Here is a 25,180-nt window from a genome sequence, read left to right on the forward strand (position 1 = left end):
ACAGCGATTGTCTCCAATCGCCCGCAAGGACACCGCCGCCTACGCTTCTCTTCCCCTCTCAACAATGTCAAAGAGCATGCATCCCGAAAGACACAGAAGAACCCCTGCCGCCCAAACCACCCTTGCGGGCAACCCAGGATCGCGGGGCCTCCAAACCGGCGCCACATCAGTGCCGCCGTCGATGAAGATGTTCTATCCGAACCCCTTCCTTAGGTCAACATCTTTTTCGAAGATTTTTCGAAATCGATGCTGTCCGGCGCCGCTACTCAGTATTTAGGCAAGCTTCAGCATTCGCAGAGAACGCAATTGTCTCTGCGTTTACTTGATCCAGATCAATGACATCGATCCGAAATCTTCTCGCTTTTCGTCAGAGGAGCCATTGAGGACCGCCATGTACTGGCTCTCTTGGCTCATGCCGCAGATCGGAACTTTGAGAAGCCCTCGATCAAGACCCGAACGAATGGTGAGATCCGGAGACCTCGGCAGCGTCGGTATCGCTTGAGATTGAAGCTCGCCCGAACTGAATTCCGGCGGGGCTGCGGATATGTCGATTCCCGTCTGCTTTGTCAACACCCGTCAGTGGCGCCCCAAAGGCTTTTCTCCCCCGCTCGACCGGTAAGGTAAATGTAAGTGCTCTGCTGCTGACTTTCTGGCCTCGGGCAGGGCAGCCGAGAGACCTGACAATAGCAGCTGGGGAGCTTCACCCCCCTTTCTATCTCGAGCAGCGGAACTCAGATGGAGGCTACCGAATTCGCCTACCGTTCCCCTTCGGCCCGATCCTTCCAACAGCGGAGCGACCTTTATGCCTGAGACCACATGGTGGAAGCGCGGGATTGTCTATCAGATCTATCCTCGCTCGTTTCAGGACAGCAATGGCGACGGCATCGGTGATCTGAACGGGATTCGTCAGCGGCTGGACTATCTCGCCTGGCTCGGCGTCCATGCAATCTGGATTTCGCCGATCTACACCTCGCCCATGGCCGATTTCGGCTATGACGTGGCCGATTACTGCGGGATCGATCCGCTCTTCGGCACCTTGGAGCACTTCGAGCGCCTTGTTGCGGAAGCGCACGCCAGAGGCCTCAAGGTCATCCTCGACTTCGTCCCCAACCACACGTCCGATCAACATCCCTGGTTCAAGGAGAGCCGCTCATCACGCACCAACCCGAAGCGGGATTGGTATATCTGGCGCGATGCCAAGCCGGACGGATCTCCCCCCAACAACTGGATCAGCAATTTCGGCGGGCCTGCCTGGGCGTGGGACGAAGCCACGGGGCAGTATTACTACCATGCCTTCCTGAAGGAGCAGCCTGATCTCAACTGGCGCAACGCGGAGGTGCGCAAGGCTATGTACGATGCCTTGCGGTTCTGGCTCGATCGCGGCGTCGACGGCTTCCGGGTCGATGTGATCTGGCACCTGATCAAGGATGCCGAATTCCGGGACAACCCGCCGAACCCTGCGTTCCAGGCCAATCAGGCAGAGATCAACCGTTTCATCCAGGTGTATTCCGCCGACCAGCCCGAGGTGCATGAGGTGGTGAGCGAGATGCGCCGCGTCCTGGAGGAGTATCGCGAGCGGGTGCTCATCGGAGAGATCTACCTGCCGCTGGAGCGTCTCGTCACTTACTACGGCAAGGATCTGTCCGGCGCCCATCTGCCCTTCAACTTCCAGCTCATTCAGACGGCCTGGAACGCCCGGACGATCGCAGCGCTCATCAACGAATACGAGGCCGCACTGCCCGAAGGCGGTTGGCCCAACTGGGTGCTCGGCAACCATGACCAGCCGCGCATCGGCGCCCGGATCGGCCCGCAGCAGGCGCGCGTGGCCGCCATGCTGCTTCTGACGCTCAGGGGCACCCCCACCATGTATTACGGCGACGAGATCGGGATCGGCAAAGTCGAGATCCCGCCGGAGGCGGCTCAGGATCCCTGGGAAAGGAACGAGCCGGGCTTAGGCCTCGGGCGCGACCCTGAGCGCACGCCCATGCACTGGGACGGTTCCGCCCAAGGCGGGTTCACGAGCGGCGAGCCCTGGCTGCCCCTCGATCCGCAGTTCCGATCCAGTCATGTGGAAGGATTGCGGAACGATCTGGATTCCATCCTGACGCTCTATCGGCGCCTGATCGAGCTGCGGCGCCAGCACCTGGCCCTGAGCGTCGGCGGCTACACGCAGGTCACGGCTGAAGGAGATGTTCTGGCTTATGAACGGCAGCATGGGCCGGAGCGCTTCCTGGTGGCTTTGAACCTGGGGCACGAGCCGCACACCCTCCCCCTCCCCTATGGAACGAGAGGACGCGTGATGCTCTCGACGCTCTCGGGGCGGAGCGAGGAAAGTGTCGGACCGCAGGTTGTCCTGCAGGCCGATGAGGGCCTCATCATTGCGCTTGAGGTGTGAAGGCCGGCCTTGAGGCGGAACCCGCCGGTGTGAGGGGGATTGCCCCTACAAGACAACGTGGAGCGTTCCCCGCATGCCGATCCCTCTGCCGAACCAGCCCTATCCGGATCCAACCCCGGCCGACCCCAATCCGGCGCCGGTCAGCCCGCCCACGCCTCCCGAGACGCCGCAGCCGGAACCAATCGGCGTGCCTCCAGCGACACCGGGCGATATTCCGCCTCCGGGAGAACCCGTGGGCGTGCCTCCGACGACCCCGCAGGAGATTCCCGCCACGCCGACAACACCGCAGCCGACTGCATGAGATGCATCACGGGAGGAGCGGCGCTTCCTCCCGTCTATCGCCGCTCGCCTTGCGCCCGGAACCAGCGATAGCCGTAGGCATTGAGGGAAATCGGATCGGAGGCATCGCGCATGGCCCGATCATCCTGATCGCAGGAGAGCGGCCGCAATCGGTCGATCCCGTCGAGCGACATCTTCACGTCGACGGCTTGATCGGCAAGATTGTGAAGGATCAGGATGGTCTCTCCCTGCCAGTCGTATCGCAGAGCGAGAACACCGGTTTCACCAGTCTCAACAACCTCACACCGGCCCCAGCCGACCTCCGGGCAGGCGCGTCGTGTCCGAACCAGCCGCTGCAGCGTGCTCATCAGCGAGCCATCGAGATCGCGCTGGGCCGCAACGTTGACGCGCCTGTAGTCGAACGCTCCTTTTGAGACGACGGGCCGCACGAGACGCTCGGCAGGACCAGCCGAGAACCCCGCATTGGGCTCATCCGCCCATTGCATCGGTGTTCTGACCGAGTTGCGCTCCTTGAGGGAAAGATCCTCTCCCATGCCGATCTCATCGCCGTACCAGAGCACCGGGGTTCCGGGCAGGGCGAACATGAGGCTGAAGGCCAGTTTGATCTTTCGCTCATCGCCATCGAGCATGGGAGCCAGGCGTCGTCGGATGCCGCGCTCATAAGCCTGCATTTCAGGCGTGGGACCAAAGGCGGCGAAAACCTCGCCGCGCTCTGCATCCGACAATCGACCAAGATCGAGTTCGTCGTGATTGCGCAGGAAGCTCGCCCATTGGCTTTTGGGAGGTATGGCCGGCGTCTTCGCCATCACACGGCGGATCGGCTCGGCGTCGTTGCGGGAGAGCGCCAGGAACAGGTGCTGGTTCAGCATGAAGTTGAAGATCATATGGAGCCGGTCCCCCGAAGGCCCGAAATACTCGTCCACCTGATCCATGGTGATGTTGGCCTCGGCCAGGAGCATGGCCTCTGCGCGACGCCATGACAGGAAGTCACGCATTCTGGCGAGATGCTCGTGCGGGTCTTCCTTCGGCCGCTCCTCGGCGGGAACCCCGCGATACTCGATCAGGAACGGAACCGCATCGAGCCGGAACCCCGAGACGCCGAGTTGCAGCCAGAAGCCCATCACTTTCTCAAGCTCCTCGCGCACCTCCGGATTTGCGATGTTGAGATCCGCCTGATGCTTGTAGAAGCGGTGCATGTACCAGGCCTGCGCGACCTCATCGTAAGTCCAGGTCGTGTCCTGCACGCCGGGAAAGACAACACCCTCATGGATGTTCTCGGGCTTCTCCTTCGACCACACATACCAGTCGCGATACCGCGAGTTCGGATCCTGCCGTGCCGCCTGAAACCAGGGATGATCGATTGACGTGTGGTTTGCCACGAGGTCGATGATGACCCGCAGGCCCCGGTCATGGGCCGCATGGGTGAAGGCGACGAAATCACCGAGCGTGCCAAGCCGCGGGTCGACGCCATAGAAGTCGGTTACGTCATAGCCGTTGTCGCGGTTCGGCGTCGGGTAGAACGGCAGAAGCCAGATGCAGGTTGCGCCGAGCGCTTCGATATGATCGAGCCGGTCGGCAAGCCCACCGAAATCACCGACTCCGTCGCCGTTCGAATCCATGAAGGTTTCGACATCGACGCAGTAGATGACAGCGTTCTTGTACCAGAGGTCGAGCATTGAACCTTACCTAGCTGATCATACGGGCAGCACGCTCCCTGTCCGACAGTCGACCGCGCTTCGTCACGGTGCCATTCGCTCCCAAACGCCACGCCGCCGCGACCGCTCCGGCCACGCAACCGAGAGCAACCACCGCCAGCACACCACGGGCCGTTGTCCCGGAGACCGAGACAACGCGTTGTCGGGATCGGGATCCGAAGCGTCCGTGTGCTCCGGGATCGCCGGCCGGGGCCTCGAAGAGGTTGCCCTCGCGAGGTTTCTCAGGCGCTCCCGTCATCTGGCCCTCCCAGGCCCGCCGCGCCATCATGCGGTCAAGAAGACCTGGGGCCACCATGGTGCCGAGGATCGCCTGGATCGTGGGGCTGCCGATCCACAGCTCGCGGGGCGCCGTTCGGGTTGCCCGCACGATGGCCTCCGCCACAGCCTCCGGCGCATGGATCGGCGGGACGGGCTGCAACTCCTCCGGGAGATGACTGCGCGCCCAATCGAATTGCGGTGTATCGACGGCGGGCAGCTGCACCATCGTGAGCCTGATGCGGCTGCCCTCATGATGCAGCTCGCTGCGCAGCGAATCCGTGAAGCCGCGCACGGCGAACTTCGCTGCGCAATAGGCGGATTGCAGGGGGATGGACCGGTAGCTCAAAGCCGATCCGATCTGGACAATCGTTCCTTCATTCCTCTTCCGCATATGGTGCAGAGCCGCCAGAGTGCCGTGAACCTGTCCCAGATAGGTGACTTCCGTGACCCGGCGGACTTCATCGGGCCTCATGGATGTGACGGGGCCAAAAACGGTCGCCATGGCATTGTTGATCCAGACGTCGATGCGTCCCCATGCGGCGGTCACCTGCGCGGCCGCAGCGTCGATTGCGCCTGCATCGGCAACATCGGCCGGAAGCACCAGGGCGCTGCCGCCCGCCTCTTCCACCTCACGAGCAGCACTCTCGAGCCGTTCGCGGCCACGGGCAATCAAGGCCACGTGCCAGCCTTCCCGCCCGAATGCCACGGCAACCGCTCGACCGACGCCGGCCGATGCTCCCGTGACCACAACGACCTGGGAGCCGAACTCTCTGTCCTGTGCCCCGGCATCAGCCCGACGTTTTTCGCTACGATTTCCAGTCACGTCGGGCCCTTTTGCAACGGTTAGAGGACAACTCCTACAGATAAGAACCGCCAGCTAGGCCGGTTCCCGGCCGTGATCATGTCCTGGAGCCTGCGCCATCCGCTCTACGCGCAGGCTGGCAGGATGAAGGCCGGGACGCCATTCCAGAGGATCGCGATCAGTGAGAGGCCGTTGATGAGCACACCTGTCTGGCTCAAGAAGGCGTCCGCCGTCGAAGATGGTTGATCCCGCCATCGCCGCTCTTCACGAAACGAGACGATCAGCAGGATGGCAGCAGCCACGAGCGTTACGAGGGTGGTTGAGAGGATCGCGAATGGAACGACCCCGATGGCGAGAAGCGTCGCATCCGCCCATCCACGGCCGCACAGGGTCGATGTCGCCCCGTAGATGAGCGCGAACTGCACCGCCCATGCGAACATGCCGCCAAGTGCCAGAAGAACCTGCGCCGTCCGCCGCCCCGTCACGCTAGATCCCCCCTGTCAGGCGCGGGAAGCCGTGCACCACCAGGAGGCCGACCAATCCCTGGCCCACGGTGTAGAACCAGAACAGCATGGTGTTGTCGAAGGTCGTCCGGCGCACGCTGTCGAGCTTGCCGGCAAGCCAGCGAGCGATGGTGTAGGGACCCATGATGAGCGTTGTCAGCACGAAGAAGATCTGCAGGGACACGATGGCGTAGACGGCCGCTCCATAGGCATGAGCCGACGGGCTCAGAGCCGTCTGCCATTGCGCCCAGAGATCCACCGCCGACGCCCCGCTCACGAGCAGGAGCGCCACGCCGATCAGGATCGGTACCGAGCGTGGCTTGCGTCGATCCTCGCCGCGCAAGTGCCGGCTCGCCACAGCGATCAAGGCCGCGCTGGCGCAATAAAGGAAGCCGGAAAGCGCGGGCCAGATCCAGTCGGGGATCCGAACCGCTTGCGGCGGCCATGCGCCAGGGTTCACGAGCCAGAGGAAGAGGTAGGAGAAGATCAGGCATGTGAAGATCATGCCGCACACCACCATGAGGACGATCATCGCCCACCAGGAATGGTTCACCGGGCCCGTGGCATAGACCGGGACCACGATGCCGCCGCCGATATCGGCGGGAGGCCGCACCGGTCCGGGATCGGTCTCCCAGAGCCACCAGATCACGAATCCAACGGCGAGAACCCCGCAGATGATCGACGTAAAGATGAATTTGACAGTCAGAAGCAAGAAGAACGCCGCCGTGAACACCGCGGCGAGCACCGGCTGCCAGCCGGGGCCTGGAACCTGCAGAATATATTGGGGCCGCGCATCGAAGGGGCTCGTCACCAGCGCCTCGCGCCCGCCGGTGGCGGTTCCGGGCAGATAATAGCGGCCGTCCTCCACGTCCTTCGACAGATTGGGCTGATCCCAGAGGGGATCGCGGCTGACCACGATGGGAATGCTGCGCGTGTTGTAGTTGCCGTTCGGCAACCATTCGAGCGTGCTGGCATTCCAGACGTTTCCGGCATTGTTCTCACCCGCAAACCTGAAGTTTCGGGCGAAATCGAGCAGGAAGAGTGCGACGCCGGCGGCAATCATGAAGGCACCGATGGTAGACACGAGATTGAGCGCGTCCCACCCCATGCCGACCGGATAGGTATAGACCCGCCGGGGCATGCCGATGAGCCCGGTGATGTGCATCGGCAGGAACGTCACGTTGACCCCGAGGAACATGAGGCCGAACACCCAGCGCCCGACGCGCTCGGAGAGCGTTCGTTTGCTCGCTACGGGAACCCAGTAATAGATGGCGGCGAAGAGTGGGAACACCATGCCGCCGATCAGCACGTAGTGCAGGTGCGCCACGATGAAGTAGCTGTCATGCGCCTGCCAGTCGAAGGGCGCCATGGCGACCATCACGCCGGTGAGACCGCCGAGGGTGAAGATGAACAGGAAGCCGATGACGAACAGCGACGGCGTGGTCAGCTTCATGCGCCCGGACGCGATGGTGGCGATCCAGGCGAAGACCTGGATGCCGCTCGGCACCGCCACCGCCGTGCTGGCGGCCGAAAAGAAGCTCAGGGACATCTTCGGCAGGCCGGTGGCGAACATGTGGTGCACCCACAGGCCGAAGGAGAGAAAGCCCGTCGCGATGAGGGCGAGCACCACGAGCCGGTATCCCACGAGCGGCGTCTGCGCCATGGTCGGCACGATCATCGACACCATGCCGGTGGCCGGCAGGAAGATGATGTAGACCTCCGGGTGGCCGAAGAACCAGAACAGGTGCTGCCACAGGAGCGGGTCCCCTCCCCTTTCGGCGATGAAGAACGGCCAGTCGAAAGCACGCTCCATCTCGAGCAGCAACGTGCCAAGGATGATCGCCGGAAAGCCGATCACGATCATGACGGCAAAGACCAGCATGGCCCAGGAATAGACCGGCAGCTTATCGAGGCTCATGCCGACCGCGCGGGTCTTCATGACGCCGACGATAATCTCGATAGCACCGGCGATTGCCGAAATCTCGATGAAGCCGATGCCGAGGAGCCACCAATCGGCATTTTCGGCGGGCGAGTATTTGGTGCTGGTGAGCGGCGGATACATGAACCAGCCGCCATCCGGCGACAGGCCGAAGAAGATCGTGCCGAAGAACACGAGGCCGCCGACGAAGTAGGCCCAGAACGCATAGGCCGACAGGCGCGGGAACGGCAGGTCCCGCGCGGCCTGCATGTTCGGCAGGAGATAGACGCTTGCCGCCTCCACGGCCGGCACCGCGAAGAGGAACATCATCACCGTGCCGTGCATGGTGAAGAGCTGGTTGTAGAGATTGTGGCTGACGAGATCGTTCTCCGGCACTGCCAGCTGAGTGCGCATGATTAGCGAGAGAATCCCGGCCAGGATGAAGAACAGGAAGGCCGTGCCCACATACCACAGGCCCACATAGGTGTTGTTGACGGCCGTGACGAAGCTGATCCAGCGCGGCGGCTCCCAGGCCTTCTTGAGGGCATCGAACTCCCCCTCCGGTCGCGGCAGCGGGTTGGGGAGCTCGGCCTCCCGGCGCTCGAAGGATTTCGGGAGCTCGGGTGCGTTCATTTCAAGCTCTCCAGATATCCGGCTATCGCCCGCAGGTCCTCGCCGGTGAGCGAACCATAGGAGGGCATCTTCGCTCCCGGCTTGATCTGTTGCACGTTGGCGATCCAGCCCGCCAGCGTGCCGACATTGTTCGGGAACTGCCCAGCCCCGATGGTGCGCCGGCTGCCCACATGGGTCAGATCCGGGCCGAGCTGCCCGTTGGCTTCGGTGCCGCGTACCACATGGCAGGAGCCGCAGCCCCCGCTGCGGAACAGGTCGCGGCCCCTGGCCAGGAACGGAATCGCCGGCTCCGGAGCAGGCTGCGCCTGTGTTCTTCGCCAAGCGTCGAACTCGGCGGGCTCCAGCGCCATCACGTCGAAGGCCATGCGCGCATGCTGGGCGCCGCAGAACTCGGCGCAGATGCCGCGATAGATGCCGGGCCGTTCCGCCGTGAAGTTGAAGCGGTTGATCCGACCCGGGATCATGTCGATCTTGCCGCCGAAATTCGGGATCCAGAAGCTGTGGATCACGTCGGCCGCCGTCACCGACACGGTGATCGGCCTGCCTATGGGAATGACGAGCTCGTTTGCGGTCGAGAACTCCGCCTGCTCACCCTCGGCCGGGTAGCGCACCCGCCACCAGTACTGCTCACCGATCACCTCGATCTGCAGCGCGCCGGGCTGCGGGGCATCCACATCCCGCATGACGATGAGACCATAGGGAAGAAGCAGCGAGAGGGTCACGATGGGAAAGGCCAGACCGCCATAGACAATGGTTCTGCGGGTTCCGAGCCAGGCGCGACGCTCCGGCGGCGCAAAGACGGCGTAGAGCAGAAGGGCCGTCACGAAGACGAAGATGAGGGTTGCCCCCACCGTCATGACGATGGTGAGCCAGTAGAGGTCCCACGCATCGCCCCCGGCCGGATCGAGGGCCGACTGCACGCCGCTGCAGCCTGCAAGCGGAAACGCCCACAGAAGCCCGCCCCCGCACCTCAGGACGGGGTCAATCCGCCCTCGGAGGCGCGTCAGGGTCGTTTCAAAGTCCATCCGCCCTAGATCGTTTCTGCATGCATTGAACGGAAAAGCTTGGCCGTGAGACTTGGTTCCCGAAAGGCATTCCCGAGAAGGTCCCTCAGGACCGAACTAGGTCTCGCGGCGGGATTCGCCACCATCCTGTGCGACTTCCCGGCCCTGGCTCATGGGGCGGCACTGCACGACGCCGGCAATCTCTGGCATGCATGGCATGCGGATCCGCTGATCTCGGTGCCGTTGCTCGCATCGTGCCTGCTCTTCATCCGAGGCGTCCGACATCTGCGGCGGGACCTGGGGCGGTTTCCTCCCGGCTTCGGCCCACGGCAGATCGCTTGCTTCGCCTCGGGAGCGATCCTGCTCGTCATCGCGCTGCTCTCGCCGCTCGAGGCGCTGTCCTCGGCCCTGCTCTCGGCTCACATGGTGCAGCACATCCTGCTGATCGCCATCGCTCCACCGCTTCTCGTTCTCGGCAAGCCGGAAGTTGCGTGGCTCTGGGCGCTGCCGGTGCACTGGCGGCGCGGCGTGGCGCGCCACGGCCCGCTGCGGTCCCTGCTCGCGATCCTGTCGCCCTGCGCAAGGCCCATTCCGGCGGCCCTGATCCACATGGCGACCCTGTGGGTCTGGCACAGCCCCATGCTGTTCGATGCAGCGGTTGCCTCGGACAGGCTGCACTGGCTGGAGCATGTCATGTTCTTCGGCACGGCGCTGCTGTTCTGGCGGGCCGTGATCAAGGCCCATTCCGGCCGGGAAGCCGCCGCTGCCGCGCTGATCGCCAGCTTTATTACCCTGCTTCAGAGCGGCCTCCTGAGCGCCCTTCTCAGCTTCGCCCGCGAAGCCCTGTATCATGCGCCGGACACGATGGACTGGGGTTTGACAGCTCTGGAAGATCAACAACTGGCAGGAGCCATCATGTCCCTTCCCATGTGCGCGATCTATCTTGCGGCAGGGCTCATCATGGCGCTCCGGCTCCTGACGCCCGGAACGGAACGGACACGACGCTCGCCGGTTGCCCCGACAGACGTCCTGAAGCCGAGCCGATGATCCCTCGCCCGATCTTCCTAACCCTGATGGTCCTGACGGGACTTGCCGCCTGCAGCGACTCGCAGGATCCCTCCTCGCGCCTCGCGATTGCAGGCGGCGAGCCCGAGCAGGGGCATGCCCTCATTCAGGCCTATGGCTGCGGCACCTGTCATACGATCGAGAACGTCCGTGGCGCGCGGGGCAAGGTGGGACCGCGCCTGGAGCAGTATGCGCAGCAGCATCTCCTCGCCGGCTTCCTGCCGAACACGCCGCAGAACCTGATCGCCTGGCTGATGGACCCTGTGGCCTTGAAACCCGCAACCGGCATGCCTGCGCAGGGTGTGAGCGAGGCAGAGGCCCGGCACATGGCCGCTTATCTCTATTCATTGGGTCGCGATGAGATGCAGGTCTACCCGCCCGATCCGCCTCTCCCGCTCCGTGCCGAGGATAAGGTGGCAGCGGACATCCCGAACCCTCCGGGCGTTCCCTTAGAAACCGATGTTCGGACGCGCCGGATCGTGCCGAAGCCCGATGCAGCACCCAAGAGCTAAGGCTCCTCCGTTGCCTCCTCGATGTAGGTCGGGCGAACACGCATGACGGCCGCATAGACGCCGACCCAGAGAGCGGCAACCATGAGGATCAGCCCGAGCGCAAACCAGGAAAGGCCTCCGCGCGGCTGCAGCACCCAGAGCATGTGCGTGATGTGATGCAGGAGCGCCAGAACGCTGCCGATCAGCATCGCCATGCGGCTCACACCGGAGGGCACGAGGATGACGATGGCGGCAATCATCAGCCCATAGGACGTTCCGAGAAGGGACAGATTGCCATCGTCGGATCGCTCCAGATACCACGCGACCTCATGCGGCACGTTGGCGAGCCAGACGATCAGGAACTGGGCGAACCACGTCCAGGCTGTTAGCAACAGCAGGGTCAGCAATGCACGCTCGAGGCTCGCCATGCGCTGGGGAGAGGCAGGTTCCTTCTTGAGGAGCGTGATCAGGATGGCGCTCGCAAGGGCCGCGAGAACCTGCCCCAAACCAAAGGCAAAGCCGAACAGGCTCGACCACCATTGGGGATCCCGCGAGAGCACCCAATCGTAGGCCGAGAAGGTCATGACCGGCGTCAGAAACGCAAGACCGATGGCGCTGGCGCGCCGCAGGTGACGGGTGTGCGTCAGCCAAAAGGCAAACCCTATGCAGATCAGAAGATAAGCGGCGCTCCGGATCATGAAGAAGCCGGGGCTTAGATAAGTCGCCCGCGCGGAAGGCAGATCGAGCGGATACGCAGCCCAAGGGAAAAGCTCACCGAGACCGAAGGCCAGCACGAGGCCCAGCAGCAGAAGCACGGGAAGCGTCAGGGCGGCAGCCTCCGCCTCGGCACGCACCGGCGCGAGCCAGTCCTCGTTCATGAGATGCCCGATCATCAGCACCACGAGGCTTCCCATTGCGATCCCTGCGAGGGCCACGAAAACGACGTAGAGGGCTTCCATGGCGCTCATGGTCGGGCGCCCTCCTGCCCTGACGCAGCCCCGATGCCGCGGGCCTGCAGCTCCTTCACGTAATGCGCAATCGCCCAACGGTCTTCAGGGGGAACTCGGTCGGCATAGGGGAACATTCGTCCCCTGCCCTGGGTGATCACCTGCACGATCTGCTCGGGCGCTAGCGCCTGGAGGCGCTCCTCATGGTAGGAGGGGGGCGGCGCGAAACCTTTTGAGACAACCGGGCCGTCGCCGCGGCCGCTCACGCCGTGACAGGGGGTGCAGAAAACCTTGAACCGCTCCTCACCCCGGGCGAGCAGAGCCGGCGTGCGCTCCGGCCCTGGAGGTGCGAGGGCGGCAGCCTGCGCGGACGCTCCTCGCGCGACGGTGCCGGGAGGCACGGGCACGTAGCCCCGCTGGACCGTGCGCGTCGAGGCTACGGCATCCCGCTCCTCCGTACCGGTATCGCAGGCGGCCAGCAGAACGAGGATCGCGATGGCCGCCGCTAGCCGCACGCCGGAACCTCCCGGATGGCAAGAGGCGAGAGCGCTGCGAAGAACTCGTGAACGGCTTCGTTCTCGAACATCGGATCGTCCCGCATGATGCAGAGGAAGAACCTGTCTTCCGAGGCACGCTCAAAGCCCGGGAACGCGAAGACCGGATGATGCAGGCGCGGCAGCCGCAGGATCAGGAGCAGTCCGATCAGGGTTGCGGCACCGGCCCAGAGGATGGCGACGATCAACGAGGCGGGAATGAAGGCCGGCCAGCTGTGAAGGGGCCGCCCGCCCACGTTCAACGGATAATTGACGGCATTCATCCAGTATTGCGAGCCATACTGAATAACCGCCCCGATCAGCCCAGCGGCAAACGCAATCCACGGGATCACGCTTGTGCGGACGCCGAGCTCCTTGGCGAGATCCGACAACGGGAATGGGCTGAATGCGTCGAGCTTTGTAAAGCCCGCGCGCTTGGCCGCTCTGACAGCCTCCATGAGGGTTTCGGGCGTCTTGAACTCCGCCATGATGCCGTAGGGCTGCTGCGTCATGAGGATTTTTCCTCATGTTCGTCATGGCGCGTCTCGAACATGGAGATCACGGGCAGGAAGCGCACGAAGAGCAGCAGGAGAGCCGTGAACAATCCGACCGTTCCCAGGAACAGGCCCGTTTCCGATAATGTGGGGCTGTAGCTGCGCCCGATGGATGGAAGATAATCGGTCTGGAGGCCGCCGACGATGATGGAGAAGCGGTCGAACCAGATGCCGACGCCGATGGAGACACCGACAAAGACCCCACCCACGGTGCTCAACCGGGCGCTCCTGAACCAGAACAGCTGCGGGATCAGGACAGAATAGACAATCGCGGTCCAGTAGAGCCCCGCATAATCGCCTGTCATGCGCGTGAAGGTCGCCTCCTGCGTCAGCCCGCCCGACAGGAGGGCCGCGGCGATCTCGTCGATGTAGAGATAGCCGGAGACCAGGGCGCTCGCGAGAACCAGCTTGCCCAACAGGTCGATGTCTCCCTCGTCGATGTAGCGCCCGAGCCGCAGGCCCCAGCGCAGGAGCACCGCGACGAGGAGCACGATGGACAGGCCTTGTGCCAAGCCCGTCGCCACGAAGTGGAGCGGCTGGCGCGTTTCGTGCCAATCGGGCACCAGGGTCACGGCGAATTCGAAAGCGACGGTGCTCTGCATGATGAGGATCAGGGGTAGTACCAGGATGGCAACCAAGCGGTAGGCGCGCTGGTGATAGGCCCAGTGCCGCACGGAGCCGCGCCAGCCGAGCGCGAAGACGCCGTAGATCCGCTGCACCATCGGGCGTTTGGCGCGGTCCCGCAGCGTCGCGAGATCCGGGATCAGGCCCACATACCACAAGAGGCTCGTGACGATCACATGGGTGCTGATGGCCCAGAAATCCCAGGTCAGGGTGCTGCGGAATTGCGGCCAGACCTGGAAGGTCGCCGGATAGGGGAAGGTCCAGTAGAACAGCCACGGGCGTCCGAGATGGATGATGGGGAAGATTCCGGCGCAGATGACCGCAAACAGCGCGACGCCTTCCGCAAAACGATTGACCGCCGTGCGCAGATCGTGCCGGCGCAGGACCAAGGTGGCGGCAAAGAGGCTCGCGCCGTTGGCGATGCCGATCCACCAGGCATAGTTGATGAGATCGAAGCCCCAAACATAGGGGATGTTCACCCCCCAGACGCCGACGCCAACGATCGTGACGGAAAGCAGCGTATAGCCGAGAAGCGCGACGAGCCCGCCGGAAGCCAGGATCGCGAGCCACCACGCCCAGCCAAAGTGGGGAGAGAGTGGAACATCGGCCACCCGGCTCGTTGCTGCATGGGCGTCGCTGCTCATTCGCCTATCCGTTCTCCTTCGGGTCTTCGATACGCGCCAGGTAGGTCGTGCGCGGCCGGGTGTTCAGCGCTCCCAGAAGCGCGTAGTTGCGCGGGCTCCCTTTGAGGCGACTGACAGAGCTGTTCGGGTCGTTGATGTCGCCGAACACGATGGCCTGCGTCGGGCAGGCCTGCTGGCAGGCGGTCATCACCTCGCCGTCGGCCACGCGCCGGTCCTCGACACGGGCATTCGCGCGGGCAGCCCCAATGCGCTGGACGCAGAAGGTGCATTTCTCCATCACGCCGCGGTCGCGAACCGTCACCTGCGGGTTCATGGCCTCGGATGGAGCCGAGACATCGGTGCCCTGATAATCGATGAAGTTGAAGCGGCGCACCTTGTAGGGACAGTTGTTCGAGCAGGTCCGCGTGCCGACGCAACGGTTGTAGACCATGTCGTTGAGGCCTTCGGAGGAATGCACCGTCGCGTTCACGGGGCAGACGACCTCGCACGGCGCCTTCTCGCAATGCATACAAGGGACCGGCTGGAAATAGGTGTCGGGCGCCGCAGGATCTCCGGCGTAGTACCGGTCCACGCGCAGCCAATGCATCTCGCGCCCCTTCGCCACCTCCTCGGGGCCGACGACGGCAATGTTGTTCTCGGCCTGACAGGCGATCACGCAGGCATTGCAGCCGATGCAGGCATCGAGATCGATGGCCATGCCCCACGCATGTTCCTTGTAGGGCCAGTCAGGATAAATGGACGGATGCACGGGTTCCGGAGGCACGGCCTCTCCGGGCGCGACCACGCGCACGATGTCGCGCCCCTGCATAGAATGGTGCTGCTGCGTGGAGATGACGGGCAGCTTCTCGCCCACGCGTCGGATTTCTCCCGATGCTACCCAGGGCGCCTCTGAGGAGCGGACGGCATAGGCGTTGAAGCCGATTCCGTTACCGATCCTGCCAGCCGATTGACGGCCGTAGCCGAGGGGTAGGGTCACGGCGCCGGGAGCATGGCCAGGCAGCAGCCATACAGGTGCACGCACCACGCGTCCGTTGATGGACAGGTCGACGGCGTCACCCGATGCGAGCCCGAATACCTCCGCCGTTTCCGGAGCGATCAGGACCGCATTGCCCCAAACCTGCTTCGTGAGAGGCTTAGGGAGTTCCTGCAGCCAGCCGTTGTTGGCATACGACCCATCCCAGACCGATGAATCGGGCGCGAACAGAACATCGATTCCTGCGGATGAGGCTGGCGCGGCAGGCTCCAATCTCCAGTCTGGCTGGATAGCCACATCGACCGTAGGCGCCGCCGAGCCTTCTATCACTCCATCTTCCAGGGATCGCGCCCAGCGCTCGTCGAAGGCGTCGCCCCAGGCCTCGCGCCATGCGGCTAGGACCAGTCCGCGCCCATCCGTGTTCTGGCCTGCCATGAGGCCGAGAAACTCCTCTGCGCTCAGTCCCGGCTTCAGCCGCATCGTCGCCGGCTGGCGCAGCCCCACCGTTCCGTCAAAGGCTCGCAGGTCGCCCCAGCTTTCGAGCGGATGGCTCTCGGGGATATGCCAGGTGCAGAGTGCCGCCGTTTCGTCCCGATGCTGGCCGAGGTGAAGGGACAACGGCACGCGCCGCACGAGCGTGCCGAGATGGATATCGGCCGGCGCGGTGTACACCGGATTGCCGCCGAGGATGATGAGCCGCGAGACTTGTCCGGCACTGATTGCCTCTGCCAGATCACCGAGCGACCGGGCTTCGCCACTTAGGGTGCGCAGGGGCTCGATGGCACGGATCGTCGTGCCGAAAGCGCCGAGCCGCGCATTGATGGCGAGGGCCAGCGCGTGAACGCGGGCGTGTTGCTCGCGACCTGCCACAACAAGACTACGGGCTCCGGCAGTGCGCAGCGCATCGGCCAAACGGGGAATGACGGGATGGGAGCCGGACGGCACAGACCCAGTCTTGAGAGCCGTGGCGAGCGCCTCGACGAAGGCTTCGAAATCCCTAGGGCGAAGCGGGACGCGCTCGTCCGCTCTGGCACCAACAAGGGTCGTGCGCGTCTCGACGGCGATAAGTCGGGGAAGTTCGCGATCCGGCGCTCGTCGTCGCGCCTGGTAGTCGGCCGCGTAGCGGAGATGCCCCGGCTCCTCGGCGAAGAGATCGCCCCCTAAGGTCACGATGGCATCGGCCTGCGTCAGATCGTAGACGAGGTCCACATCGCGTCCGAAGACGGCCATGGCGGCGGCTTGCCGGCTGCCGTCGTCGACCGGTGAGAACGCATGCCACTGTGCATACGGAAAAAGCTGGCGCGCCTGCCCGATCAGCCTGTGCAGGGTTGGCGAGGTGGTCGGCGGCATCAGGACGTGGAGCCCCCTGCCCTCATCGAACACAAACTCGTTGCGCACGGGACGGATGAAGTTCGTCAGTTCCTCCCAAGACCTTCGCACACCATTCTGGAGCGGAGCATCGGACCGGTCTGGATCGTAGAGGGACAGGATCTCCGCCTGCGCGAACACGTCGGTGGCGCCGAGGCTCGCGGGATGAAGCCGGTTTCCTTCGATCTTGATCGGGCGCCCTTCCTGCGCCTTAACGAGCACGCCCCTGCCATAGCCGTTCAAGGCCATGGAAGTGGCGATCGTCACTGGCACACCCGGCACGGTGCCCGGCATGTTGCGACTCTGCGACATGAGCGGAGAATTCTTCCCGCTGTCGCTGCAGGCCGCCAGCCCTCCCAAGGCCAGGGAGGCGCTCATCAGCCTCAGCAGGGTGCGGCGGTCGATCTGCGACGCCTGCACAATGTCGGGGAACTCGGCCTCGATATGCCGGCGCACCTCCGGCACGTCCGCAAGCTCTTCCAGGCTGCGCCAGAGACGCGGCCCCTCCTCGGTTGCGAGGCGGGCCCTCAGGGCTTCGAGATCGATTGCCGTTTTCTCGCCCATCGACCCTACCGGTGACACGTGTTGCAGCTGGTGAGCCGCCGGGAAGCCTCCCGGTAGAACGCGCGGATATCCTCAGGCAGCTCATCGCCATGAGGCTCGTAGCCCATGGCGAACACCGCCTCGCGCGGGCGAAGGTTCGGCGCCGGATCGCGATGGCAGTCCAGACACCAGCCCATGGAGAGGGTCTGGGCTTTCACCGTCTTCGGCATCTGGTCCACGCGGCCGTGGCAGGTCTCGCAGGCGACCCCCTTCGTCACATGGGCCGCGTGATGGAAATAGGCATAATCCGGCAGGCGGTGAACGGAGGTCCATTGGATCGGCTGCCCGAGCGCGAAGCTCGAACGGACGGGCTCAAGGACGCTCGCCCCCACCCACACCTGAGAATGGCAGGACATGCAGGTCTGGGCTGACGGCATGCCGGCATCGGCCGCGCGTTCGACCGTGGAATGGCAGTAGCGGCAGTCGATGTTGAGTTGCCCCGTGTGGAGATCGTGCCGAAATGGAACCGGCTGCGGCGCGGGCTTTCCCACGTTCCAGGTGCTGTCCGCGCGAGCCCACAGATAGGCCGTTGCCCCGGCGCCCACAATTCCCAGGCCCGTCAACACGATGGCCGCCCGAAACAGGGTGGTTGCCGCCGGTGTGAAAAGCTGCGCCATCGCCCGTGCCGCGCACCCTTGGTTGTGTCAGGCTCCGCGCCCGAGGAGAAGCTTCGCTGTTGGACAATCGGTTCGGCGTCGGATCGTTCCCTGACGCGGCAGGACCTCCGGTCTGCGGAAGCCACGGATGTCTCCATCCAGGCGCAAGGAGCAGCCTATGAGCACAACAGACAATGCGGGATGATTGGCAGAACGTCGGAAAGTCTTACCATCCAAAGAGTTGGATGGAGCGGGCGACGGGAATCGAACCCACGACATTCAGCTTGGGAAGCTGATTTTTGCATAAAGCACAACCGGACCATCACCGCCATTCGGAGGAGTTAATCTACTTTAATCATCGGTTTAGGCCGACGAAAAGGAAAGATCCCACTTGTGAGCCTCCAAAATGGCCTGTTGTATAGATGTTGTACAGGGCTCTGATCCAACAGGATTGAGGTGAGCGATGTCAAAGCGAGACTATATCCGTGATCACCTGCGCTTGACCTCCGAGCACGTAAGGCGCGCTCAGACCATGATCTCGGCAGGGAAGGTCGGAGACTCCGTCATTGAATGGAGAGATGAGCGATGCATGGGTCTCGTCCTGCGGATCACCCCCAAGGCTGGCATTTGGTACCTTCGCCGCCGCGACCGGACCATCCGTTTGGGCTCTATTGACACGCTGAGTGTTGATGACGCTCGCTTCCAAGCCGACGAGGCGCGACTTGCCCTCAAGCGGGGCAAAGATCCTAGGGCGAAGGCTCGGCTGTACGAAAGCGTGTTAGCCCAATCAGGAGACGAGGGTCTTGCCTGGGAGCTTTCGTTTGCCGCTGAAACCACTCCCTGTGATGACAGCACAAGGCTCGCCACCGGTCCGTGGCGCTGGCGGGAAATGCGGGATGCATTTTTGGCCATGAAAAAGAAAAAGCTGAAGGCCAATTACTTCTCCCTCTATGCCCGATACCTCGAACATGAGGCCTTCAAAACCATCGAGGGCAAACTTGTGTCCACACTCACCCGCGGGGATCTGGAGGGTGTGCGAAATCAAATCCTAGCAGTCAACGCTCCCTCTGCAGCCTATCGGGCGGTCCATCAAGGCCGGGAGATGCTAGACTGGGCGTACAAACACCACAGTGGCATCTCAGGCTTGGAGAAATTCCAGCATCCTTGGTGGCAAATGTGGTCCGTCGAGTACGAGACAGGTACCCGAGACCACGTGCCTACACTTGAGGAGCTGGCTCGTACTCTTGTCATTGCTGAGCACCATCGGACCTTGTCCGAGAAAGAGCACGAGACTTCCCCGGGTACTCTCGCCGCACTTTGGGGTACGATCCTGACAGCCCAACGGACGGGTGCGCTCGTCGTCCTGTCTCGTGATCGCCTGTTCAATCACAAAGACTACCCGGGGTGGAAGATCGCTAATTGGACAGGGGAGGAGATGAAGGGTGGACGCTCCGGGGGAAGACCTCACTCGCTCCCCCTCCCCCGGCAGTATTGGCGAAGTTTTCTGCCTTTTGGGACGAGCATGGCGAGGAAACGCCGCATGTTTTTCCCAGTGGTAAGGGTCATGGTCATGTGACCCAGTCAGCATTGAACCGCCTACTCTATCGTCTGGAGGGGAAAGTATTTCGACAGAGGGTTCGCCGAAAGCCAGATCGGCCAGGTAAACCGGGCCCAAAGCCGAAGAAGCCCCTAAACCATCGTGAAAATTTGCTGGCGCGGTATGGCATTCGCCCTTGGACGCTGCACGATGTGCGGCGAACGTTAGCTACCTTCCTGGATGACAACCGTCTTGGGGGCGCCGGTTCAGCCATCCTTGCTCACAAAACTTCGAAGGGAGAGGATGAGAAGGAGAAAAAGGCAGATGTCACCCACATACATTATAGCAAGTCACAACGAATTCCACTCAAGGTAGAGGGTATGCAATTGTGGGTCGAGGCGGTTCTAGACGCCTATGAGAAAGAAAAGGCTAACCTCGAAGCTAAATGGCGTGATGCAGCCTGAACTTGATTGTGCCAGGGGCTCTAGGAGGTCATTCCATCCTAATTAGGAAGTAAAACCACTGACACTCCTCATGGGCATAGGTCCCTGGTAAGCTCGTGTGCCATCCGGAACTGCCTTGTACTCCAAGGAACCGCCATGTCGTTAAGTTCTGGGCCGAGTGGAGCTTCCCCTCAGCCCCACCAAGCCTTCGCATGTCTAAAATTCTCTTTTTAATTCAAAACTTGTTCGGACACCCCAATCCATCGAGTACTCAGCCTGAAGAGCGCTTGCACCACCGGCCAAGGGTATTTGCAGGATCAGCAGCCGCATCCTTTACGCCAAGCGACCCCTGCGCCGGGGATCGAAACAGCGCGTGGCTATCGGATCTGACGGCCAGAAGGACGAACGCGTGGCCGCGCCTGAACAAGGTCCAGCCCCGCCACGCAGGTCTCGGGCCCGAGCCCAGAGGATGGTCAATCAGCCAATGGGTGCATCAACCGTGCATCGAATCCCTTCGGGACGGAACTCCAGCGTCGCCCGCCCACCCAGCTCCATGGCAAAGCTGCGCTCGATCAGACGGCTTCCGAACCCGCGGCGGACTGGGGGATGAACGGCTGGCCCGCCAGTCTCCTCCCACAGCAGCAAGAGGCGCCGACTGGCCGCCGCACCCGCAACCTCCCATGTGATGCGCACCACACCCGTGGCATTCGACAACGAGCCATATTTGATCGCGTTTGTCGCCAGCTCCTGCAAGGCAAGTGCGACAGCCAGTGCTAATCGAGGAGAAAGGCGGGTATCCTGTCCCGCAATATGGAAGCGGTCGTTCTCATGCCGTCGGTATGGCTCTATCGCCTGCTCAATCACCTCGCGCAGGTTGGCCCCCTCCCAACTCTCCCGCGTTAGCACATCATGAACCCGCGACAGGGCAAACAGCCGTCCCTCAAGGTCTTCGCGCACATGCTCCACTGATGAGGCGTTGCGCAGGGTCTGGCCTGCAATAGATTGCACGGTGGCCAGCGTGTTCTTCACCCGGTGGTTCAGCTCGTTGATCAGGAGCACTTGATGCTCCTCCCAGCGCTTGCGGTCCGTAATGTCCTGATGAATGCCGACCACCCACTGCGGGGTGCCGGTCTTGTCACGATGCACGACCGCCTGCGAGCTGACCCAGCGCTCCCTGCCGTCGCTGGCCAGAACCCGGAACTCCGCCCGATAGAGCGCCCTGCCCTCCAGCGCCTCCTGGAACGCTGAGGTGACCCGCGCCCTGTCGTCGGGATGGATCACTGCTTGCCACGTCTCACGGTCTAGGAGTTCGTCGGCCGGAACCCCGAAGATCTCCGCCGACCGGGGGGACAGCAGGCGGTGGTTGGAGCCGATGTCCAGCTCCCAGGTGCCGAGCCTGCCGGCCTCCAAGGCCAGCAGCAGCCGCTCCTCGCTCTCCCGCAGCTCCTCTTCCGCCCGGCGCCGCTCCTCCAGATCGCGCTGAGCCTCCTGGCTCTTCTGATCAGCGGCCAGTCGCGCCTTGATCTGGGCCCAGAGCACGCCGGAGACCAGGAGCGTGGCGATCAGCCCGCCCGCGAAGAAGAGCGGGATGAGGGACCGGGTCGAGTTCTGTTCCAGTTGCGGGCTGCTGAGATACACCACGGTCCACCGGCGACCCGCGATGTCGAGCGTACGGGTGTCGGTGTAGCGGGCAGCCCGTTCGCTTCCTCCATCAGGCTGCTGGGGGCCAGACCGGTGCAGAAGGTTTGAGGGAGTCGGCGGGCCATCATAGACCCGCAGTTCCAGACCGGGATTGCGCCCGCCCTGGAAAATAGCTGTGAAAAGATCATCGGCGCGGAAGGGACTGTAGACGAACCCGGCGAGCGCATCCTGCCGCTCCTGAGTTGTCTTAGGCGTGGCGCCACCGCGATACACCGGCACATAAATCAGGAACCCGGCCTGCCTAGCTTGGTCGATCTCCTGAACCAGCTCAACTCTTCCGCTGACTGTCGGCTGCCCCGTATCCCGGGCCTGCTCCATGGCTGCCCTGCGGATCGGCTCCGAGAACATGTCGTAGCCGATGGCCGCCCCATTGCGACGATCCAGCGGCTCTAGGTAGATGATGCTATGGAACTCCGGGCGGGGATGCTCCGGCCAGATCCTGAACGCCGGCATGCCCTGCTCGCGTTGCGCCATGACAAAGGCTTCCCGTTCCTCGGGCCTCACGCGAGCGGTGTACCCAAGGCCTTGGATGCCCGGGTAATCCTTGTTCAGGCGCAGCCCGGCCGCGAAAGCCTGGAACACCCCCCTGTCAACATTGAGATAGGTGGCATTGAACAGGCCGGCACCGGCCCGCAGCAGGGTGATGTAGGTGTCGAGGCGGTCCCGGATCGCGTCCTGGGCCTGATCCACCCGACGCTCGAAGCTGAGGCGGTCGCGGGCGTCAACGATGGTCCACAGGCTCGCCGCCACGAGCACCGATGCTGTCAGCCCACCCAGCAGGGTCGCGAGAGGGATAAGCAAACGCCAGCGGCGTGGCTGTTGGAGCATCGATAATCCACAGGGCCGCGAGCGGCGCGTGAGCAGGAAAAACTCCACTCCGGCATGGGCGAGAAGAGTTAGGGGAACTCCCGACGATATAGCCGGCCTTGTCCGCCGTGCAAACGCTCTCCTGCCGCGACCTTCCGCTCCTGCTAGAGGTTTTGCTAGATCTGATCCTCGGCCTACCGGGAGCGAAAAGGGATCACCGTCCTTCCCGCGGCGATCTTCATGCTCGCGGCGATGGCGCCCGCGAGGTCTTCCTGCTGGAAGGGCTTGGCGAGCCTGACGATGGCCGGATCTGGATCGGGCGCCAGCTTGGCATAGCCGGAGGCAAGTATCACCGGCATCGCCGGCCAGTGTCGGTCAGCTGCAGTCGCGTGCGCCCGAGGGACTTTTCTCCGGCTGGCCAGAACCTCCCCCACGGCTTCGAGTTGACGACTTAGCGCGCTCACCCGGAGAAAAACCATGCCCGCTCCCAAAGTGCTCGTCGTCGCCACTTCGCATGACCAGATGGGATCCACAGGCCACCGCACCGGCGTCTGGCTGGAGGAGCTGGCCACGCCCTACTACGTCCTGCTCGACGGCGGCGCGGAGGTCACGCTCGTGTCGATCAAGGGCGGCGCCATCCCCTGGGACCCGCGCAGCCTGCCGGCGGAGGCGGGCGAAGGCCCGGGTGAGAAGCCGGAGGAGCAGCAGGAGGTCCCGGCCTCGGTTCACCGCTTCATGGCCGACGAGAAGACCATGCAGACGGCCCGCAACTCCCCTGCCCTCGGCAGCGTGGATCCGGGCTCGTTCGACGCGGTTTTCCTGCCCGGCGGGCACGGGCCGATGTGCGACGCGGCCAATGACGAGACGCTGGCCCGCATTGTTGGATCGATGTTCGATCAGGGCAAGGTTGTCGCCGCCGTCTGTCATGGCCCGGCCGGGCTGGTGAAGGCCACGCGCCAGGCTGGGCGACCCATCGTCGATGGTCGCCGGATCAGCGCCTTCACCAACACCGAGGAGGAAGCGGTCGGCCTGACGAAGGTGGTGCCCTTCCTGCTGGAGGACCGGCTCAAGGAGTTGGGAGGCCGCTTCGAGCGTGGACCGGACTGGCAGCCCTTCGCGATCCAGGACGGTAACCTGATCACGGGGCAAAACCCGCAATCCTCCGAGCTCGTCGCCCGGCACGTGCTGGCGGCCCTCGGCAGGACCGCCTGAATGGCGACCCTGATGCTCGTCGGAGCGACAGGCCTGGTTGGCGGAGCCGTCCTGCGGCAGGCGCAGGATAATGCACACGTCACCCGGATCGTCGCGCCGACCCGGCGCGAGCTGCCATCCCATCCTAAGCTCGAAAACCCTTTGGTCGACTTCGAGCACTTACCGGCTGACGCACCGTGGTGGGCCGTGGACTGCGTGGTCTGCACCCTTGGCACCACGATCCGAAAGGCAGGCTCGCAGGAGGCCTTCCGCCGGGTCGACCACGACTACCCGCTGACTGTGGCGCGGCTCGCCCGGCAGCACGGCGCCGGTGCGTTTGCGCTCAACTCCGCGACGGGCGCCGATCCCCGGTCGCGCTTCTTCTACAACCGGGTCAAAGGCGAAGTAGAGGAGGCAGTTCAGGCTGTGGGATTTCCATCCTTCACCGTCGTGCGCCCTGCCCTGATCGGCGGTGACCGGAAGGAGTTCCGGCCCGCGGAGTTCGTGGCCATGCGGCTCCTGCGGCTGGCCGAGCCGCTTCTGCCCCGCCGCTACCGGGTCGTGCCGCACGAGCGCATCGCCAGGGTTCTGCTGGAGGCGGCGGTCACGGCTCCGAGCGGTGAGCACATCATCACGTCCGACGCCATCGTCAGAGGCACGACGTAGGCAAGGCTTCCCTGTTCGCCGAGGCCTTGGCCACCTTCCGAAAGGCTTTTGGCTCACAGACCTTCTTGGGCTCGGACCTGCTCGTAGGCAAGGCGAACCGTTCCCCTGCCGTAGACCCGTTCGAGCCGGCGCACTGTGAAGTGCCCGCGCGCCAGCGTTTGGAAGTGATCGATGAAGGCGGTGTTGACCGCAGCACCGCCAAGCGCACCCAGCACCGGCACGGCCTGCGCGGCCACCTTTTGCGACACCACCACCCCGAAGCGGGAGCCGATCTGGCTCAGCAGGCGAACGATGGCCGAGGCGCCCTCGTCGATCATACCGCGTTCCGCGACCTGGCGAACTGCGCCTGACACGGACCTTGCCAAGGCTGCCCGCACGGCAAAGTAGCCGCTCTCATGAAGGTGTTCGGAGCCGGAGCGTCCGCCGAGGGCGAAGACCTCGATGCAGGCCAAGGCTGTTTCCGGGTCGGACAGGTCCTCGCCTTCGCTCTGGGCAATGCGGGCAATCGCCCGCAGCATGATCGTCGTGGAGATCGGCAGCTCGACCAGGACGGCAGACAACCCGAGGGCACCACCCATCGCGCCGGACAGGGCCGCTAGAGCCCGGTGGACGCGCGTCTCCGGCCCAGCGGCATCCTTCGGGATGGTCTTCAGCGCATAGCGCAGCGCTCGGGTGAGTGCTGCCTGGGTCGCCCGGGAGATTGCCGCAGAGGCAGCCTGCGGCAGCGCCTGCCCGAGCAGTGCGATGGGCCGGCCTGCCAGGCGCGAGAAGCGGCCGACATAGCTCGATCCCTCCAGCGCCTGCACGGCTTTCCTGAGCGCCTCGCGGTCGTCGTCCGACAGAGTGGGAGCAGGAGGCGTGCCTCCTCTCTCCCGTGGCATGATTTCAGGCATGGCCTCCATGCCTCCC

General features: G+C 63.8%; 22 protein-coding genes. 8 read left to right on the forward strand and 14 right to left on the reverse strand.

The window, feature by feature from the left end; all coding sequences use genetic code 11:
* The first annotated feature begins 802 nt into the window (after positions 1-802).
* On the forward strand, positions 803-2,395 hold the full coding sequence (locus JKL45_RS11750; RefSeq protein WP_201861321.1) for an alpha-amylase family glycosyl hydrolase: 1,593 nt from the start codon (positions 803-805) through the stop codon (positions 2,393-2,395).
* 73 nt (positions 2,396-2,468) lie between these two features.
* Positions 2,469-2,696 (forward strand): hypothetical protein, encoded by a 228-nt coding sequence (locus tag JKL45_RS11755; protein ID WP_201861322.1) that lies wholly within the window; start codon positions 2,469-2,471, stop codon positions 2,694-2,696.
* A gap of 34 nt (positions 2,697-2,730) precedes the next feature.
* Here JKL45_RS11755 and JKL45_RS11760 read toward each other — a convergent pair whose 3' ends face one another.
* The 5 genes from JKL45_RS11760 to coxB form a co-directional block, all read right to left on the reverse strand.
* Positions 2,731-4,371 carry an alpha-amylase family protein gene (locus JKL45_RS11760; protein WP_201861323.1) on the reverse strand — a complete coding sequence of 547 codons (1,641 nt, stop codon included), beginning with the start codon at positions 4,369-4,371 and terminating at the stop codon, positions 2,731-2,733.
* Positions 4,372-4,381: 10 nt separating this feature from the next.
* A complete protein-coding gene (locus JKL45_RS11765) occupies positions 4,382-5,491 on the reverse strand; it encodes an SDR family oxidoreductase (protein WP_201861324.1) in 1,110 nt (369 codons plus the stop codon).
* A 104-nt stretch (positions 5,492-5,595) separates the two neighbouring features.
* Positions 5,596-5,955, reverse strand: a complete 360-nt coding sequence (locus tag JKL45_RS11770) for a hypothetical protein (RefSeq protein WP_201861325.1) — start codon at positions 5,953-5,955, stop codon at positions 5,596-5,598.
* Position 5,956: 1 nt separating this feature from the next.
* Positions 5,957-8,524, reverse strand: a complete 2,568-nt coding sequence (locus JKL45_RS11775) for a cbb3-type cytochrome c oxidase subunit I (protein WP_201861326.1) — start codon at positions 8,522-8,524, stop codon at positions 5,957-5,959.
* The gene (gene coxB, locus JKL45_RS11780) at positions 8,521-9,549 is read right to left on the reverse strand and encodes a cytochrome c oxidase subunit II (protein ID WP_201861327.1); all 1,029 of its coding nucleotides are present in this window, start codon (positions 9,547-9,549) and stop codon (positions 8,521-8,523) included. The genes JKL45_RS11775 and coxB overlap by 4 nt, the downstream gene beginning before the upstream one ends.
* Positions 9,550-9,594: 45 nt before the next feature.
* Here coxB and JKL45_RS11785 point away from each other — a divergent pair, with 45 nt between their 5' ends.
* Together JKL45_RS11785 and JKL45_RS11790 are read left to right on the forward strand one after the other, a co-directional pair.
* The gene (locus tag JKL45_RS11785; RefSeq protein ID WP_201861328.1) at positions 9,595-10,575 is read left to right on the forward strand and encodes a cytochrome c oxidase assembly protein; all 981 of its coding nucleotides are present in this window, start codon (positions 9,595-9,597) and stop codon (positions 10,573-10,575) included.
* Entirely contained in the window at positions 10,572-11,105 is a 534-nt protein-coding gene (locus JKL45_RS11790) for a c-type cytochrome (RefSeq protein ID WP_201861329.1), read from the forward strand. The genes JKL45_RS11785 and JKL45_RS11790 overlap by 4 nt, the downstream gene beginning before the upstream one ends.
* On the opposite strand, the gene JKL45_RS11795 is transcribed toward JKL45_RS11790, so the two are convergent.
* The 6 genes from JKL45_RS11795 to JKL45_RS11820 are packed head-to-tail and all read right to left on the reverse strand — an operon-like array spanning position 11,102 to position 17,947.
* Entirely contained in the window at positions 11,102-12,052 is a 951-nt protein-coding gene (locus tag JKL45_RS11795; protein WP_201861330.1) for a hypothetical protein, read from the reverse strand. The two genes, JKL45_RS11790 and JKL45_RS11795, sit on opposite strands and share 4 nt — an antisense overlap.
* Positions 12,049-12,546, reverse strand: coding sequence for a c-type cytochrome (locus JKL45_RS30645; RefSeq protein ID WP_201861331.1), 498 nt, complete (start codon positions 12,544-12,546; stop codon positions 12,049-12,051). Before JKL45_RS30645 ends, JKL45_RS11795 begins: the two co-directional genes overlap by 4 nt.
* Complete coding sequence (locus JKL45_RS11805) at positions 12,537-13,076, reverse strand: DUF3341 domain-containing protein (RefSeq protein WP_201861332.1); 540 nt, start codon at positions 13,074-13,076, stop codon at positions 12,537-12,539. The genes JKL45_RS30645 and JKL45_RS11805 overlap by 10 nt, the downstream gene beginning before the upstream one ends.
* Entirely contained in the window at positions 13,073-14,386 is a 1,314-nt protein-coding gene (gene nrfD / locus JKL45_RS11810; RefSeq protein WP_201861333.1) for an NrfD/PsrC family molybdoenzyme membrane anchor subunit, read from the reverse strand. The genes JKL45_RS11805 and nrfD overlap by 4 nt, the downstream gene beginning before the upstream one ends.
* Before the next feature lie 4 nt (positions 14,387-14,390).
* Entirely contained in the window at positions 14,391-17,291 is a 2,901-nt protein-coding gene (locus JKL45_RS11815; protein ID WP_201861334.1) for a TAT-variant-translocated molybdopterin oxidoreductase, read from the reverse strand.
* Between the two features lie 5 nt (positions 17,292-17,296).
* Positions 17,297-17,947, reverse strand: a complete 651-nt coding sequence (locus JKL45_RS11820) for a cytochrome c3 family protein (protein ID WP_201861335.1) — start codon at positions 17,945-17,947, stop codon at positions 17,297-17,299.
* A 511-nt stretch (positions 17,948-18,458) separates the two neighbouring features.
* Between JKL45_RS11820 and JKL45_RS11825 the strand changes: the two genes are divergently transcribed.
* Positions 18,459-19,502 carry an integrase arm-type DNA-binding domain-containing protein gene (locus JKL45_RS11825; protein WP_281401758.1) on the forward strand — a complete coding sequence of 348 codons (1,044 nt, stop codon included), beginning with the start codon at positions 18,459-18,461 and terminating at the stop codon, positions 19,500-19,502.
* Positions 19,499-19,927 carry a site-specific integrase gene (locus tag JKL45_RS11830; RefSeq protein WP_201861337.1) on the forward strand — a complete coding sequence of 143 codons (429 nt, stop codon included), beginning with the start codon at positions 19,499-19,501 and terminating at the stop codon, positions 19,925-19,927. Before JKL45_RS11825 ends, JKL45_RS11830 begins: the two co-directional genes overlap by 4 nt.
* Before the next feature lie 456 nt (positions 19,928-20,383).
* Here the strand turns inward: JKL45_RS11830 and JKL45_RS11835 are convergent, their stop codons facing one another.
* Both JKL45_RS11835 and JKL45_RS11840 read right to left on the reverse strand, forming a co-directional pair.
* Complete coding sequence (locus JKL45_RS11835) at positions 20,384-22,435, reverse strand: CHASE domain-containing protein (RefSeq protein WP_201861338.1); 2,052 nt, start codon at positions 22,433-22,435, stop codon at positions 20,384-20,386.
* Positions 22,436-22,608: 173 nt separating this feature from the next.
* Entirely contained in the window at positions 22,609-22,767 is a 159-nt protein-coding gene (locus tag JKL45_RS11840) for a hypothetical protein (RefSeq protein WP_201861339.1), read from the reverse strand.
* 124 nt (positions 22,768-22,891) lie between these two features.
* Between JKL45_RS11840 and JKL45_RS11845 the strand changes: the two genes are divergently transcribed.
* Both JKL45_RS11845 and JKL45_RS11850 read left to right on the forward strand, forming a co-directional pair.
* Positions 22,892-23,626 carry a type 1 glutamine amidotransferase domain-containing protein gene (locus JKL45_RS11845; RefSeq protein ID WP_201861340.1) on the forward strand — a complete coding sequence of 245 codons (735 nt, stop codon included), beginning with the start codon at positions 22,892-22,894 and terminating at the stop codon, positions 23,624-23,626.
* A complete protein-coding gene (locus tag JKL45_RS11850) occupies positions 23,627-24,271 on the forward strand; it encodes a Rossmann-fold NAD(P)-binding domain-containing protein (protein ID WP_201861341.1) in 645 nt (214 codons plus the stop codon).
* 53 nt (positions 24,272-24,324) lie between these two features.
* Here JKL45_RS11850 and JKL45_RS11855 read toward each other — a convergent pair whose 3' ends face one another.
* The gene (locus tag JKL45_RS11855) at positions 24,325-25,164 is read right to left on the reverse strand and encodes an EcsC family protein (RefSeq protein ID WP_201861342.1); all 840 of its coding nucleotides are present in this window, start codon (positions 25,162-25,164) and stop codon (positions 24,325-24,327) included.
* Positions 25,165-25,180: the final 16 nt, after the last annotated feature.

The sequence above is a fragment of the Microvirga soli genome (assembly GCF_016734765.1).
GTDB classification, from domain to species: domain Bacteria; phylum Pseudomonadota; class Alphaproteobacteria; order Rhizobiales; family Beijerinckiaceae; genus Microvirga; species Microvirga soli.

Excerpts from the sequence above, each read along its gene's own strand:
- JKL45_RS11750 (WP_201861321.1), top strand. The coding sequence starts at position 803 with ATGCCTGAGACCACATGGTGGAAGCGCGGGATTGTCTATCAGATCTAT.
- JKL45_RS11755 (WP_201861322.1), top strand. The coding sequence starts at position 2,469 with ATGCCGATCCCTCTGCCGAACCAGCCCTATCCGGATCCAACCCCGGCC.
- JKL45_RS11760 (WP_201861323.1), bottom strand. The coding sequence starts at position 4,371 with ATGCTCGACCTCTGGTACAAGAACGCTGTCATCTACTGCGTCGATGTC.
- JKL45_RS11775 (WP_201861326.1), bottom strand. The coding sequence starts at position 8,524 with ATGAACGCACCCGAGCTCCCGAAATCCTTCGAGCGCCGGGAGGCCGAG.
- coxB (WP_201861327.1), bottom strand. The coding sequence starts at position 9,549 with ATGGACTTTGAAACGACCCTGACGCGCCTCCGAGGGCGGATTGACCCC.
- JKL45_RS11790 (WP_201861329.1), top strand. The coding sequence starts at position 10,572 with ATGATCCCTCGCCCGATCTTCCTAACCCTGATGGTCCTGACGGGACTT.
- JKL45_RS11795 (WP_201861330.1), bottom strand. The coding sequence starts at position 12,052 with ATGAGCGCCATGGAAGCCCTCTACGTCGTTTTCGTGGCCCTCGCAGGG.
- JKL45_RS11805 (WP_201861332.1), bottom strand. The coding sequence starts at position 13,076 with ATGACGCAGCAGCCCTACGGCATCATGGCGGAGTTCAAGACGCCCGAA.
- nrfD (WP_201861333.1), bottom strand. The coding sequence starts at position 14,386 with ATGAGCAGCGACGCCCATGCAGCAACGAGCCGGGTGGCCGATGTTCCA.
- JKL45_RS11815 (WP_201861334.1), bottom strand. The coding sequence starts at position 17,291 with ATGGGCGAGAAAACGGCAATCGATCTCGAAGCCCTGAGGGCCCGCCTC.
- JKL45_RS11820 (WP_201861335.1), bottom strand. The coding sequence starts at position 17,947 with ATGGCGCAGCTTTTCACACCGGCGGCAACCACCCTGTTTCGGGCGGCC.
- JKL45_RS11825 (WP_281401758.1), top strand. The coding sequence starts at position 18,459 with ATGATCTCGGCAGGGAAGGTCGGAGACTCCGTCATTGAATGGAGAGAT.
- JKL45_RS11835 (WP_201861338.1), bottom strand. The coding sequence starts at position 22,435 with ATGCTCCAACAGCCACGCCGCTGGCGTTTGCTTATCCCTCTCGCGACC.
- JKL45_RS11845 (WP_201861340.1), top strand. The coding sequence starts at position 22,892 with ATGCCCGCTCCCAAAGTGCTCGTCGTCGCCACTTCGCATGACCAGATG.
- JKL45_RS11850 (WP_201861341.1), top strand. The coding sequence starts at position 23,627 with ATGGCGACCCTGATGCTCGTCGGAGCGACAGGCCTGGTTGGCGGAGCC.
- JKL45_RS11855 (WP_201861342.1), bottom strand. The coding sequence starts at position 25,164 with ATGCCTGAAATCATGCCACGGGAGAGAGGAGGCACGCCTCCTGCTCCC.